Genomic DNA, 14,894 nt, shown 5'->3' on the forward strand with positions numbered 1-14,894 from the left:
CTGTCATGCACAGATCGTGCATGACAGCACAAACCGGGGATCATTCGTCGTCGTATTGCGGGCCAGCGTAGTTGTCGAAGCGTGACCACTGACCGTTAAAGGTCAGGCGTACCGTACCGATCGGGCCGTTACGCTGTTTACCCAGAATGATCTCCGCGATCCCTTTAAGATCGCTGTTTTCGTGGTAAACCTCATCGCGATAGATAAACATGATCAAATCCGCATCCTGCTCGATCGAGCCCGATTCACGCAGATCCGAGTTGACCGGACGTTTATCGGCTCGCTGCTCCAGCGAGCGGTTAAGCTGCGACAGCGCCACAACCGGCACGTTCAACTCTTTGGCCAGTGCTTTGAGCGAGCGGGAGATCTCAGCAATTTCCAGCGTACGGTTGTCCGACAGCGACGGCACGCGCATCAGTTGCAGATAGTCGATCATGATCATGCTTAATCCACCGTTTTCACGGTAGATACGCCGGGCGCGCGAACGCACTTCGGTGGGCGTCAGGCCGGAAGAGTCATCAATGTACATGTTCTTCTTCTCCAGCAGGATGCCCATGGTGCCGGAAATACGCGCCCAGTCCTCATCATCCAGCTGCCCGGTACGGATGCGGGTCTGATCGACGCGGGAGAGTGACGCCAGCATACGCATCATGATCTGCTCGCTGGGCATCTCCAGACTGAAGATCAGCACTGGTTTTTCCTGCAGCATGGCGGCGTTTTCGCACAGGTTCATCGCAAAGGTGGTTTTACCCATCGAAGGACGTGCTGCGACAATAATCAGATCAGAACCCTGCAGGCCCGCGGTCTTTTTATTCAGATCCTGATAGCCGGTATCGACGCCGGTGACGCCATCGTGCGGTGTCTGATAGAGCGATTCGATACGGGAAACGGTCGATTCCAGAATCTGCTCGATGTTTTTCGGGCCAGCATCCTTATCCGCGCGCGCTTCCGCAATTTTAAAGACGTTCGACTCCGCGAAGTCGAGCAGCTCTTCGCTGTTACGCCCCTGCGGATCATAACCGGCATCGGCAATCTGGTTAGCGACGGCGATCATCTCACGCACCACCGCACGTTCGCGCACGATGTCAGCATAGGCGCCGATGTTCGCCGCGCTCGGGGTGTTTTTCGCCAGTTCCGCCAGATAGGCGAAGCCGCCCGCCATCTCCAGTTCGCCACGGGTTTCCAGCGATTCGGAGAGCGTAATCAGGTCAATAGGTTTGCTGTTTTCCAGCAGCCGCTGCATCTCTGAAAAAATCAGCCGATGCGAGCGGTTGAAAAAATCATTCGCGACGACGCGCTCAGAGACATTGTCCCAGCGCTCGTTATCCAGCATTAACCCACCGAGCACCGACTGCTCCGCTTCCAGCGAATGCGGGGGCATTTTCACGCCTGCGAGCTGGCGATCCTGCGTTTCGTTCGATTTGTTGGTGGGTTTATTTCCTGCCATAGTGAATGCATTACCGATCTTCTGTGGGGACGCGCAAGTATACCTTAGTTGGGGTGCGTGCCTCACCCTCATGATGAAACAATCACAGGAGTCAGAATGGCAAAGCGTATTCAGTTCAGCGCACATGGCGGCCCGGACGTTTTAGAGTGGACAGATTTTGAACCTGCTGACCCGGCCGAACATGAAGTGCAGGTAGAACATCGCGCTATCGGGATTAATTACATCGATACCTATGTTCGCAGCGGGCTTTATCCGGTCGCCGCTTTTCCCTCTGGCCTGGGTACAGAAGCCGCAGGCGTGGTGTCGCGGGTTGGACGTGGCGTGACATTATTTAAGCCCGGCGATCGCGTGGTCTACTGTCTGGCGTCGATGGGAGCCTATAGCGAAGTGCACAACGTGGCGGAAGATCGCCTGATGCATCTCCCGGAGGCGATCAGCTTTGAGCAGGGCGCAGCCAGCTACCTGAAAGGGCTGACCACACAATATCTGCTGCGCCAGACCTATAAAATCAGCGCCGGTGAGACCTTCCTGTTTCATGCCGCAGCGGGCGGCGTCGGGTTAATTGCCTGTCAGTGGGCAAAAGCGCTGGGTGCCCATTTGATTGGAACGGTTGGGTCAGCAGAAAAGGCAGCGATGGCGAAGAAGGCCGGCGCCTGGGCGACGATTAACTACCGCGAAGAGAATATTGCGCAACGCGTCAGCGAACTGACCGACGGGAAAAAAGTGGGCGTAGTTTATGACTCCGTGGGCAAAGATACCTGGGAAGCATCGCTGGACTCATTGCGCCGTCATGGGCTGATGGTCAGTTTTGGCAATGCTTCGGGTCCGGTGACCGGGATTGATCTCGGCATTCTGAATAAGAAAGGCTCGCTGTTTGTGACCCGCCCTTCACTGTTTGGCTATATCACCAACCGCCAGGAGCTGGAAACCGCCAGTGCCGAGCTTTTCTCGCTGCTGGCGAGTGGCGCAATTAAAGTTGATGTACCGGAGCAGCAGAAGTTTGCGCTGAAAGAGGCCAGCAAAGCGCACCAGATGCTGGAGAGCCGCGCCACGCAGGGATCCTGTCTCTTAATTCCATAGTAGTGAGCAACAAAAAGGGCCTCCCGCGGGAAGCCCTTCTCTTTTTTTATTTTTTGTTCGCGCTGGTGTAGGGACAGCGGCGATGAATTCGTGTCGAGTCGATGGCACATCGATTTGACGACAGGCATCCTGCCAGAAAACATAAGTAAAAAATATGTTTAATTGCAGATCAGCCCCGACCAATCTCTAACACTGTGATCTTCACCGCATTTAGCGCCAGCCTTTGCGGTCTAACCTGTTGATCTTACGCCGCAGCTTGCGACGTGCTCGCTCATCGCTGTCGCCAAAAAAGGCACGATGCAGCCAGACCGCAATCACCGCCAGCACCAGCCACGGCAACACTTTAATAACAATTGCAAACAGTCCACCGACAAACATCACGATGGTTGCGACCACCAGTGCCGCCAGCACGCCTAACAGCGAAACGCCGGTCAGCAACAGCATCAGGAAAAACCCCAATACGAATAAAATTTCCACGTCAGCGCTCCTTTTTGAGATTGATTGTTATAGCTATTACAAAAAACGTGCCAACAGTTAACTCATTGATTTTATTCTGATAAGAGATAAACAGAAGAGCGCAACCTGGTGAGAAAAACCACATAGTGGCGTAAAAAAACCAGCAAACAGAGCTGGTTTTTTCGGGTTCAGATGAGGCGTCAGGCTTCCTGCGGGATTTTATCGGCGACCAGCGCAAGCGCCGCCTCCAGCACACGGACATCGGCACCGGGTTTGTGGGCATTTTCACTCAGATGGCGTCGCCACTGGCGGGCGCCCGGGATCCCCTGGAACAGACCCAGCATATGGCGCGTGACATGTCCCAGATACGTCCCCTTCGCCAGTTCCGCTTCAATATAGGGATACATGGCGCGCACCACTTCAACCGGGTTAGCCGCCGGATGCTGGCGACCAAACAATGTCTGATCGACCTGCGCCAGAATGCCGGGGTTTTGGTAGGCTTCACGTCCCATCATCACGCCGTCAAGGTGTTGCAGATGGATCTGTGCCTCTTCCAGCGTTTTCACGCCGCCATTGAGGGCAATGGTCAGTTGCGGAAAATCGCGTTTCAGCTGATAGACGCGGGGATAATCCAGCGGTGGAATCTCGCGGTTCTCTTTCGGGCTGAGGCCGGAGAGCCAGGCTTTACGCGCATGAATGATAAATGTCTCACACTCACCGCGTCCCGCCACCGTGCCGATAAAATCGGTCAGGAATTCATAGCTGTCCAGCTCATCGATACCAATGCGGGTTTTCACCGTGACCGGAATTGAAACCACGTCGCGCATCGCTTTAACGGCATCTGCGACCAGATTCGCCTCGGCCATCAGGCAGGCGCCGAAACGGCCATTCTGCACCCGATCAGAGGGACAGCCGACATTAAGATTCACTTCATCGTAACCGCGCTGCTCTGCCAGCTTCGCGCACTGCGCCAGTGCCGCCGGATCGCTACCACCAAGCTGCAACGCGACCGGATGCTCAGCCTCACTGTAAGCCAGGTAATCCCCTTTGCCATGAATGATTGCGCCCGTGGTCACCATTTCGGTGTAGAGCAGCGTGTCACCGGTCAGCTGGCGATGAAAATAGCGACAGTGACGATCGGTCCAGTCGAGCATAGGGGCGATAGAGAAACGTTGCGAAGAGAAATTAGGCATGAAGCGCAGACAATCCGGTAATTAAGGGGTGATGGAATTCTGTGCAAGGATAACACAAGGGCGGGCGATAGTGCATCGCCCGCCCCCGAACAGTCTGAATAACGCGCTTAGAAGTTAAAGCCCAGCTGCATCATCGCGCCCCAGGTGTTGTTAGCACCCACAGAGCCCGCCAGATCCAGATGTACGGCTTTGTTAAACGGTGACAGACCAAAACCGGCCGTAGCGACATTTTCGTCGTTAGAACGCATGTCCGCACGATAACCTGCACGCAGCTGCAGCCAGTCAAGTACGCGGTATTCCGCGCCCACTGCCGCATACTGGCTGTTATCCTGAGTTTTGAAGCGTTTGGTTTCAGTCAGATCCACATCGCCCGTCACGGTAAACGGACCTTTATCCCAGGCCAGACCGGTGGTGACCAGCGGGCGAATCTGGTAGGTGTCGCGGAAACCATTGACCTCTTTGGTCTGCAGATCGCGTGAAACCAGGTTCTGTCCGGTTACACCCAGCGTCCAGTTTTCAGCAAAGGTGGTCGCCAGACCGGCATCAACGTTGAAGCCGGTGTCGGTGCTGCGATACTTACTATTGTTGATGTCGTTCTTGTCGTAGTTGTAGATGCTGGCGGTGTAGTTATAGAGCCAGGTTTTCTGCACTTTCGGCGTCACGCCAACTGATACCGGCTGACCGGCGATGGTGAACTCATGCGCCACCGCTACACCATAATCGGTGGTCAGGGCCGCTAATCCATTCGCACTGGAGCGCAGGTTATTTTGATCGCCAGGACGAGGAAACGCCCCGTTTTCTATACTGCGCAGGTAGTCAATATCACTCTGTACCACGTTAGCGCGGACGTGCGCTGTACCGTAGGCTTTGGTGATAAAGGCGAAAGGCAGAGTGTCGTTGGGGATCGTAACGGCCACGGCCGCGCCGGCAGAACCGTCTGCTTTGTTACCGCGCAAATCGCTTAGCTTATCAGCAACATCACCTGAGGCAGCGCGCAGTTCAGAGTTAACACGGAAAAAATCTGCAAGAGTGAGGTTGCCAACAACGTCGCGGTAACGATCCACGGTGTCCGTAATATCATCCACTTTATCTATCAGCTTATCTTTGTCAGTCACCTGAATGCCCGCTGAGGGAAAAATAATGCTGACGCTATCGTCGGGTTTGGCGCGTGTCATTAATGCCGGGTTCGCCAGCACTGCGGAGCCATAAAGAGAAGATGCTACGCCGGTGCCGCCCATGGCGTCATTACGTGCATCATACCAGGTCCCTGCCGCCATGGCGGAAGAAGAAAGGAAAAGCGCGGTCGTTGCAGCCGTGTAGATCAGCGCTGAACGTTGAGCGGATTTTTTCACCATTTGCCTGCCATCACCTGAGAAATTGCCATTGAAACATTCAATGACTGAATAGTTTGTTAGCCCTATTGTGAACCCTGGCTAACGCGTTATTGCTGTGAATTCAAAGGAAACAGTGTCTTAATTCAAAGGATTGGACGTTTTCCAATCAAAAAACCGTTGTAATTGTTCAAACTGCATTGGGATATTTCAAATAATGCCAGACTTTTCTTAAGTCTTTCTGAACATTACTTCTTAACTCAGTGAGATGCAAAGCAAAATGCCAACAAATTCCGCTTCAGGTGGATTCAGAATGGATCTGATTTGTCGTCAGATTTGAGATAGAAGACGGCTTAAATTCTGAATGTGCTGCTTTATCAGGCAAATGATGCTGTTTTTTCAGACGAAAACCAACCTCAGCGCCGCGAAACTATGTGTGATAAAATAACATCACTTATCCAGCGGAGAATTTTCATGACAAACATGACGTCGCAGCAAATTTTGATTCAGGCCGAAAAGATGTGCCTGCAGCGCGGTGTGCGTCTGACTTCGCAGCGTGCTGAAGTGTTGCGCCTGATGGCCGAGCAGCCTGGCTCGATCAGCGCCTACGATCTGCTGGATCAACTCCGGGTCAGCGAGCCACAGGCCAAGCCACCCACGGTTTATCGGGCGCTCGATTTCCTGCTGGAGCAGGGTTTCATTCATCGGGTGGAATCCAACAACAGCTACGTCATGTGTCACCATTTTGAGGCACCAGCACATACATCGGTGATGCTGGTCTGTGACCGCTGTGCCGCCGTTACAGAGAAGCAGGCGCAGGGCGTAGAGAAGATTATTGCTGGTCTGGCAGGTGAAGCGCAGTTTGCATTACGCCACAGCGTGATTGAAGCGCATGGTTTATGTGAAAATTGTGCTGCGGTTGAAGCCTGTACGCACCATGAAAGCTGCGAGCATGACCATCAGGATGAGGGTAAAAAGCGGGGGAAACGCGGGTAATCGGCACATCCTTGTGCGGTTCCGGTGAGGGCCCACCGGAACGCATTCAGCTGATTATCAAGCTATTGTCTGATTACCAGCGGTGATCTTTGTTCTGACCTTCCCAGGCGGTTACTTCGCGCTCGGCTTCATCTTTCGTAGAGCCGTAACGTTCCTGGATTTTGCCGACCAGCTGATCGCGTTTACCTTCGATAACCTGCATATCATCGTCGGTCAGCTTGCCCCATTTCTCTTTCATTTTGCCTTTGAACTGCTTCCAGTTGCCGCTTGCTTCGTCTTTATTCATGGCAGACCTCCAATCCTCGGGTTTTAATGATTATCTTGCTACTTAACAAAATAACGATACAAAGCGCTGGTTAACTGCGCTGCATAGAGTTAATTGTAGTAGCCAATTTGTTAACCGTGGAATAATACAGAATAATCCGTATCGGCTTGCGTGCAGCCACGGCTGACTCAGGCATCGAACCAGCTGTTCTGACGCCAGTGCTTACGCCAGATGAGCCACAGCGACAGGCCGCGCAGCGCCAGGAAAACCGTGACTGCCAGCCAAAGACCATGGTTACCCAGCACCGGTACGCTAAGCAGCGTCAGAAAATAGCCTGCTGCGGCAACTACCATGCTGTTACGCATCTCACGCCCGCGCGTCGCTCCGATGAACATGCCATCCAGCAGATAACACCAGACGCCGATCAGCGGCATTATCATCTGCCAGACCAGATAGCGGTCCGCTGTCTGCTGGAGTGACTGAAGAGAGGTCAGCAGGGTAACGATCTGCGGGCCAAAAATGGCATAGATCAGCGAGAAGAACAGCGCCACCACTACCGCCTGCCGACAGGCAGAGTGCCAGACGCGCAGGAGCTTGCTGCCATCTTTTGCACCATGCGCCTCACCCGCAAAAGCTTCAACCGCATAGGCAAAGCCATCCAGCGCGTAGGCAGTAAAAGTAATAAACATCAGTAATACTGCGTTAACCGCCACCACATCCGGACCCAGCCGGGCGCCCAGTACGGTCAGCGAGGCGAAACAGAGCTGCAGCATCAGAGAGCGCAGCATGATGTCCCGGTTTAGTCGCAGCAGCCGGCCGCTATCACCGCGCCAGCTCTGCTTCAGCAGACTAAGCGTAATTCCGCGCAGTTTTAACACCCGCCAGACCATGATGCTGCCGACACCCAGCGTAATGTATTCCGCCAGCGCCGTGGCGGTTGCCGCCCCCGCGACACCCCAGTGCAGCCCCATCACCAGCCAGAGATCGAGCACGATGTTAACCAGGTTGCCCACCACCAGCAGGATCACCGGCGCGCGTGCATACTGCACGCCCAGCAGCCAGCCCAGAATGACCAGGTTTGCCAGCGTGGCAGGCGCACTGAGCCAGCGAATCTGAATAAACAGTGCCGCCTGTTCGAGTACATCGGGATTGCCGCCAACCAGATGGGTCGACAGCTGAATAATCGGATAACGCAAAGCGATGAACAGTACGCCCGCCAGCAGCGCAATGATCAGCGGCTGAGTCAGCGCGCGTGCCAGCGCCATTTTATCGCCCGCGCCAAATGCCTGCGCCGTAAGGCCAGTGGTACTCATTCGAAGGAAAAGCAGCAGCATAAAGAGGAAGCTGGTCACTGTAGTCCCGACCGCAACCCCGCCAAGATAGACAGGGCTGTCGAGATGACCAATTACTGCAGTATCGACCACTCCCAGTAAGGGAACGGTGATATTTGAAAGGATCATCGGCAGCGCAAGCCGCCAGAGATTTTTATCGGTTGCCGTAATAAAGCGCATTCGCCGTTCCGTGCTCAGTGTCGCTGCGCAAAAGAGGCAGCGACAAAATTAGGGCAGACAGAATAGCATCAGAGAAGGCGAATGCACGCTGGCAGAAGAATCAGAGCCACTCGCCGTTGCGCACCACGCCAACAGCCAGACCTTCTATGGTCAGTGACTGCGCACGGGTATCGACAACAATCGGGTCAAAATCGCTGTTTTCCGGCAGCAGATGCACGATAGCACCCTGCTTTTTCCAGCGCTTAACGGTGACTTCATCATCAATGCGGGCAACCACAACCTGGCCGTTACGCACATCCTGGGTTTTATGCACCGCGAGCAGGTCGCCATCCATAATCCCGATATCTTTCATCGACATTCCGCTGACGCGCAGCAGGAAGTCAGCAGACGGCTTAAACAGGCCCGGATCGACCTTGTAGTGGGTTTCGATATGTTCCTGCGCCATGATCGGCTCACCGGCAGCAACCCGGCCAATCAGCGGTAGCCCTTCTGAGGCTTCTTCTTCCATTAACAGTCGAATGCCGCGCGATGCACCGGAAACGATCTCGATGACGCCTTTGCGCGCCAGCGCTTTCAGATGCTCTTCTGCCGCGTTCGGCGAACGGAAGCCCAGCTGCGCGGCGATCTCGGCACGCGTAGGCGGCATGCCCGTTGAAGAAATATGGTCGCGAATCAGGTCATAGACCTGCTGCTGCCTGCTGGTTAATGCTTTCATCCCGCCCCCTGGTTGTTTATACAGTCGCTGTGAGTATATACAGGTATTGGTGAAATGGAAACCGATTGTCAGGGAAAACGCGCCCTCAGACGCGTTATGGAAGGCTTATCGCAAATGTGTCCAGAGCAGCGCGATCCAGACGAAGAGTGCCAGTAAGATGCTGATCAGCACTGCCGCCGAGCCCATGTCTTTTGCCCGGCCCGCCAGCGGATGATGCTCCTGACCGATGCGGTCGACCACTGCTTCAATGGCGCTATTGAGGATTTCAACAATGACCACCAGCACCACCGCCCCAATCATGAGGATGCGGGAGACCACATCGACATCCAGCCAGCACGCGATAACAATAGCGGCCAGCGCAGCCAGCGCTTCCTGCCGAAACGCCGCTTCATGTTGCCAGGCGGCACGCAGTCCCTGCCATGAGTAACCTGCAGCTTTTACTATTCTGATAAGTCCGGTGGCATTATTTGCCATGATGTGGGAACCCTTTCATCGGATTGACGTCAATGTCTGGGCTGCGTGCAATTGGCACCACCACAGATCTTCGCTGCGCTTTCTGGTATGCTTGCGGCGCTTTGCTAACAAGAGGCTTCATGTTGTCTATGTCAGGTTGGCGTAAACTCTATTACAAATTGCTTAATTTACCACTGTCGTTTTTGGTAAAAAGTAAGGCCATTCCGGCCGATCCCGTGTCTGAACATGGTCTGGATCCGACCCGACCTATTATGTATGTTTTGCCTTACGATTCGAAGGCCGACTTACTGACTTTACGCGCACAGTGTCTGCGGCATCATCTGCCCGACCCGCTCACTCCGCTGGAGATTGATGGTTCTCTGCTGCCGCGCCACGTCTTTATCCACAATGGCCCACGCGTCTTCCCCTATTTTGTGCCCAGCGTTGAATCCGTGAAAATCTTTCACGATTACCTGGACCTGCATCGCAATAACCCTAAGCTGGATATTCAGATGCTGCCGGTCACGGTGATGTTTGGCCGCGCACCAGGACGTGAAGTCCAGGGCGAAGCAACGCCACACCTGCGGGTGCTGAACGGGGTGCAGAAGTTCTTTGCGGTGATCTGGCACGGGCGCGACAGTTTTGTCCGCTTCTCGCCGACGGTGTCGCTGCGCCGCATGGCAACTGAACACGGTACGGATCAGTCGATCGCCCAGAAGCTGGCTCGCGTGGCGCGCATTCATTTTGCCCGCCAGCGGCTGGCGGCGATTGGCCCGCGCTTGCCGGCGCGTCAGGATCTGTTTACTCGTCTGCTGCAATCCAAAGCGATTGAAAAAGCAGTAGAAGATGAAGCTCGCAGCAAAAAAATCTCCCATGAGAAAGCGCAGCAGAATGCCGTCGAGATGATGGAGGAGATTGCGGCAAACTTCTCCTATGAAGCCATCCGCGTAACTGACCGCGTGATGGGCTGGCTCTGGAGTCGGCTCTATCAGGGCATCAACGTCAATGGCGGAGAAAAAGTTCGCCAGCTGGCGCAGGATGGCCACGAGATTGTCTATGTGCCGTGCCATCGCAGCCACATGGATTATCTGCTGCTCTCCTATGTGCTCTATCATCAGGGTCTGGTGCCGCCGCACATCGCAGCCGGTATCAATCTCAACTTCTGGCCAGCCGGCCCGATTTTCCGTCGCCTGGGCGCTTTCTTTATTCGTCGTACCTTTAAAGGCAACAAGCTCTACGCCACGGTATTCCGCGAATATCTCGGCGAGCTATTCACCCGCGGCTATTCGGTTGAGTACTTTGTCGAAGGAGGCCGTTCACGAACCGGTCGCCTGCTGGACCCTAAAACGGGCACCTTAGCCATGACGCTGCAGGCGATGCTGCGCGGCGGAAATCGCCCCATCACGCTGGTGCCGATCTATATCGGCTATGAGCACGTGATGGAAGTGGGCACTTACGCTAAAGAGCTGCGCGGCGCGGCGAAAGAGAAAGAGGGCTTCATGCAGATGGTGCGCGGCTTACGCAAGCTGCGCAATCTCGGTCAGGGTTACGTGAACTTTGGCGAACCCCTGCCGCTGGTCAACTATCTCAATAAGCGGGTGCCGGAATGGCGCGATGCCATCGATCCGATTGAGCCACAGCGTCCCAGCTGGTTAACCCCAACCGTCAACGATATTGCTGCCAGCCTGATGGTGCGTATCAATGAAGCGGGCGCGGCTAACGCCATGAACCTCTGTGTCACCGCCCTGCTGGCGTCACGTCAGCGCTCACTAACCCGTGAACAGCTGATTGAACAACTGGAGTGCTACACCCAGTTGCTGCGCAACGTGCCTTACTCGCCAAATGCGACCGTACCCGATCTTTCAGCGGAAGCGCTGCTGGATCACGCCATGGGTATGAATAAGTTTGAGAGTGAAAAGGACAGCATTGGCGACATCATCATTCTGCCGCGTGAGCAGGCGGTGCTGATGACCTACTATCGCAACAATATTCATCACATGCTGGTGATGCCGTCGCTGATTGCCGCCATTGTTCAGCAGCACCAGACGCTGAGCGAAGCAGAACTGCTGCGTCAGGTGAGCCTGATCTACCCGATGCTGAAGAGTGAGCTGTTCCTGCGCTGGCAGACCGATGAACTGCCGCAACTGCTGACCGAACTGAGTCAGGAGCTGGCGCGTCAGGGCCTGATTACGTTCGAAGCCGGTGAATTACGCTTTTCCTCAGCGCGCTATCGCACGCTACAACTGCTGGCCGCCGGTGTGCGTGAAACGCTGCAGCGTTATGCCATTACGTTCTCCATTCTCAGCGCCAAGCCGACGATTAACCGCGGCACGCTGGAGAAAGAGAGCCGGACGCTGGCACAGCGTCTGTCGGTGCTGCACGGTATCAATGCCCCGGAATTCTTCGACAAAGCGGTCTTTACCTCACTGGTCCTGACCCTGCGCGATGAAGGTTATATCAGCGACAGCGGTGATGCCGATGTTGCGCAGACCCTGGCGACCTGGCATATGCTGGCAGACCTGGTCACCAGCGATGTCCGCATGACGATTGAAACCGCTGTGGCGCACGACTGAACCCAGCGCGCATAGTAAAAAGGCGACCTCATGAGGTCGCCTTTTTTGTGCCTGAATCCCCTGTCAGAACAGCTGGCTGAACGGCGGAGTATTCATCAGCACACCTAGGAACAGCACCATCCCGACATAGTTATTATTGAGAAAAGCCTGGAAACAGGGTTGCCGCTCGCGTCCGGCGATCAGCTTCTGTTGATAAACAAACAGCGCGGCGGCCAGTAATAGCGTCCAGTAGAAGGCGCTGTTCAGATGCAGCATGAGGCCAACCAGCGCCATCAGCAGCAGCGTCGCCAGTTGCAGCAGACCAATGATCAGCTTGTCGAAACGGCCAAAGAGAATCGCGGTCGACTTCACGCCAATCTTCAGGTCATCATCCCGATCCACCATCGCATACTGAGTGTCATAGGCGACTGTCCAGCAGATGTTGGCGATGAATACCAGCCAGCAGACCAGAGGTAAGGACTCACTAACTGCGGACCATGCCATGGGAATGGCCCAGCCAAAGGCGGCACCCAGCACTACCTGCGGCAGGTGGGTATAACGCTTCATAAAGGGATAGACCCAGGCCAGCGCCAGCCCCACCACTGAGAGCATAATCGTCATCATGTTCATGGTCAGCACCAGCGCAAAAGCCGCCAGAGCCAGTATCACGAACAGCAGCTTAGCCTCTTTTGCACTCACCGCGCCGCTGGCCAGTGGCCGATGCTTCGTACGTTCGACATGACCGTCTACTTTGCGATCGGCGTAGTCATTGATCACACAACCGGCCGCACGCATCACGATGACCCCGGCAACAAACACCGCCAGCACCGGCAGCGGCGGGATCGCCATGTCAGCCAGCCATAATGCCCAGAGCGTTGGCCACATCAGCAGCAGCGTACCGATCGGCTTATCGATACGCATCAGGCGCGTGTAGGCCCGCCATTTATTTATACTTAAGCTATTTTGCACCACAGGATCCTCAGACCAGATCGCGATAGAGCGGCGATGCCGGTAAAAACAGTTCAGTCAGCAGCAGCGGTTTGCCAGAGAGACGCAGGCGTGAGCGCCGTCCCCACAATCCCTCCACCTGCCCCGGCTCAATAAAATCGCGGGTCAGCGTCGAAGAGGAGAAGAGATAGCGGCCCAGCGGCCGGGTGCCCAGTTGCTGCAGCATCGCTTCTGGCCCGTTGAGGGTGCTTTCCGGCACCAGCGTACGGCCAGCCAGCCAGGGCTTATCGTCGCCGAACAGCAACACTTCACGCAGCCAGAAGCGTTGATCGTCTGGCAACAAGCCCTTTTCATCACCCAACTCGCTGGCGTCGATAAAGCCTTCACGCAGCGGCTGAACCGTGACCCGCTGACAATGTTGTTCAAAACGGCGCGTCATTGAATCCTCCTCCATCAGCCAGTCGAGCAATGGCGGCGCAAGGGTTGCCTGCGACGGAGAAAGCCAGTTGAGCGCACGTAATAAGCTGAGCGCGTCTTGCGACATAGCACCACTCCCAATAATTTTCAGGACGCTAGTTTAGCGCAGAGACGCGATGCGAACACCTGCCGTCATGACAGACGGCAGGGAGATTACTCGCGTTTCAGGCGGTTGCTGTTTGCCAGCCACAGAGTGATTACCAGAATCAGAATCGCCGCAGAGTAACAGAGCGTATCGAAGGGATTTTTATGGTCGACGATAATCAGGCGGATAATTGCCGTGATACCGATATAGACAAAATAGCGCAGCGGAAAGTGATATCCCGACTGAAAGTACTTAACAATCAACGCAATAAATTCGAAGTAGAGGAAATAAATGACAATCCCCTCAATCAACAGATAGGAGGATGACTGCTCGCTGGTGTTAAACAGCACGTTTGCCAGATGGATAGTTTCTTTGCCTAAAAAGACGATCAGGATGATCGCCAGACTCAGCAGACCCAGATTCAGCACCCATTGCAGTACCGTTGCAAGGTGGCGGGCCAAAGGATTTTTGTCACTCATGTTGCGCCTTAAAAAAGGAGTTGTTAGCGCGCGGTATCATGCGCGAGTGTGACGCAAATCACAATAACTCCTCAGGCCTCCACATCAACACAGAGCGCATCGTAACGCCAGTATTCACAGTCGCAATCAATCACCTCTTTTTGCTGGTTGCGATTGATGCGGGTGATCAACAAACCAGGGCTGCCCGGTGCCACATTCAGCATGGGTGCGGCGACCTCCGGCAGCGGGCCGGGCAGGATGGTGAAGCGCGCGCCGCCGTAACGAATGCCGTAGCGCTGGTCATAGAGATCGGTCAGTGAGCGGGTCAAATCTTCATCAAGCAGACCAGGGAAAAAACGCGGATTGAGGTAGTGTTCCACATAGAGCACCGCGCGCCCATCGATGCGCCGCAGGCGGCGGATGCAGTACACCGCCGAACCGGAGGCCAGCCGCAGCGCTGTCGCCACGCTGTCGTGCGCCGCGACCTGTTCGGCAGCGATGACCTCGGTAGCCGCCTGCCGTCCCTGCTCCATTGCCATGGCATGAAAGTGGCTGTGATGCAGCGGGTTATAGATCAGCCGCGGCGGTGCGATAAACCAGCCGCGACGCAGTTCCCGGTAGATCATTCCCTGGGCTTCCAGCTTGCCCAGTGCTTCCCGCAGGGTAATCCGGGTCGTGCTGAACGCCTCGCTTAAGGCACGCTCCGCCGGCAGTCGCCCGGCGCTGAACTCTCCGGCCTGAATGCGCGTCAGCAGGACGCTGGCGATCGCATCCGCCGTTTTGAGTGCTATCGACTCCACAACAGTAGCCTCATTTTGGTGCGACTCCGCACTCTTACTGTTCAGGTAAACGCGCCTGCAACAGGCGAACGGGTCACATCTTTCATCCCCCATCCCCCGCACAGCGCCGCCCTGTCATAAATCGTTC

At 55.2% G+C, this 14,894-nt stretch carries 15 protein-coding genes; 3 read left to right on the plus strand and 12 right to left on the minus strand.

Features of this window, described 5'->3' with window-relative positions; genetic code table 11:
- Nucleotides 1-40: 40 nt before the first annotated feature.
- Entirely contained in the window at nt 41-1,447 is a 1,407-nt protein-coding gene (gene dnaB / locus ACK13D_RS07480; protein ID WP_010252197.1) for a replicative DNA helicase, read from the minus strand.
- A gap of 96 nt (nt 1,448-1,543) precedes the next feature.
- On the opposite strand from dnaB, the gene ACK13D_RS07485 reads away from it, so the two are divergent.
- A complete protein-coding gene (locus tag ACK13D_RS07485; RefSeq protein ID WP_010252198.1) occupies nt 1,544-2,527 on the plus strand; it encodes a quinone oxidoreductase in 984 nt (327 codons plus the stop codon).
- Between the two features lie 210 nt (nt 2,528-2,737).
- On the opposite strand, the gene pspG is transcribed toward ACK13D_RS07485, so the two are convergent.
- The 3 genes from pspG to ACK13D_RS07500 form a co-directional block, all read right to left on the minus strand.
- Nucleotides 2,738-3,004, minus strand: coding sequence for an envelope stress response protein PspG (gene pspG / locus ACK13D_RS07490; protein ID WP_010252199.1), 267 nt, complete (start codon nt 3,002-3,004; stop codon nt 2,738-2,740).
- Nucleotides 3,005-3,183: 179 nt separating this feature from the next.
- Entirely contained in the window at nt 3,184-4,176 is a 993-nt protein-coding gene (dusA, locus tag ACK13D_RS07495) for a tRNA dihydrouridine(20/20a) synthase DusA (RefSeq protein WP_010672214.1), read from the minus strand.
- Between the two features lie 107 nt (nt 4,177-4,283).
- Nucleotides 4,284-5,531, minus strand: a complete 1,248-nt coding sequence (locus ACK13D_RS07500) for a conjugal transfer protein TraF (RefSeq protein WP_050679829.1) — start codon at nt 5,529-5,531, stop codon at nt 4,284-4,286.
- A gap of 450 nt (nt 5,532-5,981) precedes the next feature.
- Here ACK13D_RS07500 and zur point away from each other — a divergent pair, with 450 nt between their 5' ends.
- Complete coding sequence (zur, locus tag ACK13D_RS07505) at nt 5,982-6,503, plus strand: zinc uptake transcriptional repressor Zur (RefSeq protein WP_010252202.1); 522 nt, start codon at nt 5,982-5,984, stop codon at nt 6,501-6,503.
- 73 nt (nt 6,504-6,576) lie between these two features.
- On the opposite strand, the gene ACK13D_RS07510 is transcribed toward zur, so the two are convergent.
- The 4 genes from ACK13D_RS07510 to ACK13D_RS07525 form a co-directional block, all read right to left on the minus strand.
- Nucleotides 6,577-6,789: a CsbD family protein gene (locus ACK13D_RS07510; RefSeq protein ID WP_010672212.1), complete on the minus strand. Its 213-nt coding sequence runs from the start codon at nt 6,787-6,789 to the stop codon at nt 6,577-6,579.
- A gap of 167 nt (nt 6,790-6,956) precedes the next feature.
- Nucleotides 6,957-8,279, minus strand: a complete 1,323-nt coding sequence (gene dinF, locus ACK13D_RS07515; protein ID WP_033759527.1) for an MATE family efflux transporter DinF — start codon at nt 8,277-8,279, stop codon at nt 6,957-6,959.
- A 100-nt stretch (nt 8,280-8,379) separates the two neighbouring features.
- Nucleotides 8,380-8,994 (minus strand): transcriptional repressor LexA, encoded by a 615-nt coding sequence (gene lexA / locus ACK13D_RS07520; protein WP_010252231.1) that lies wholly within the window; start codon nt 8,992-8,994, stop codon nt 8,380-8,382.
- 105 nt (nt 8,995-9,099) lie between these two features.
- A complete protein-coding gene (locus ACK13D_RS07525) occupies nt 9,100-9,468 on the minus strand; it encodes a diacylglycerol kinase (protein WP_010252234.1) in 369 nt (122 codons plus the stop codon).
- Between the two features lie 128 nt (nt 9,469-9,596).
- Here ACK13D_RS07525 and plsB point away from each other — a divergent pair, with 128 nt between their 5' ends.
- Nucleotides 9,597-12,020: a glycerol-3-phosphate 1-O-acyltransferase PlsB gene (gene plsB / locus ACK13D_RS07530; protein ID WP_132499376.1), complete on the plus strand. Its 2,424-nt coding sequence runs from the start codon at nt 9,597-9,599 to the stop codon at nt 12,018-12,020.
- 63 nt (nt 12,021-12,083) lie between these two features.
- Here plsB and ubiA read toward each other — a convergent pair whose 3' ends face one another.
- The 4 genes from ubiA to ACK13D_RS07550 form a co-directional block, all read right to left on the minus strand.
- The gene (ubiA, locus tag ACK13D_RS07535) at nt 12,084-12,968 is read right to left on the minus strand and encodes a 4-hydroxybenzoate octaprenyltransferase (protein ID WP_022625214.1); all 885 of its coding nucleotides are present in this window, start codon (nt 12,966-12,968) and stop codon (nt 12,084-12,086) included.
- Nucleotides 12,969-12,978: 10 nt separating this feature from the next.
- Nucleotides 12,979-13,491, minus strand: coding sequence for a chorismate lyase (gene ubiC, locus ACK13D_RS07540; protein WP_010672208.1), 513 nt, complete (start codon nt 13,489-13,491; stop codon nt 12,979-12,981).
- An 86-nt stretch (nt 13,492-13,577) separates the two neighbouring features.
- Nucleotides 13,578-13,988 (minus strand): phosphate-starvation-inducible protein PsiE, encoded by a 411-nt coding sequence (psiE, locus tag ACK13D_RS07545; RefSeq protein WP_010252246.1) that lies wholly within the window; start codon nt 13,986-13,988, stop codon nt 13,578-13,580.
- Nucleotides 13,989-14,059: 71 nt separating this feature from the next.
- Nucleotides 14,060-14,767: a UTRA domain-containing protein gene (locus ACK13D_RS07550; protein ID WP_010672207.1), complete on the minus strand. Its 708-nt coding sequence runs from the start codon at nt 14,765-14,767 to the stop codon at nt 14,060-14,062.
- Nucleotides 14,768-14,894 lie beyond the last annotated feature (127 nt).

It is taken from the genome of Pantoea sp. K16, assembly GCF_048452805.1.
In the GTDB taxonomy this organism is placed as follows: domain Bacteria; phylum Pseudomonadota; class Gammaproteobacteria; order Enterobacterales; family Enterobacteriaceae; genus Pantoea; species Pantoea agglomerans.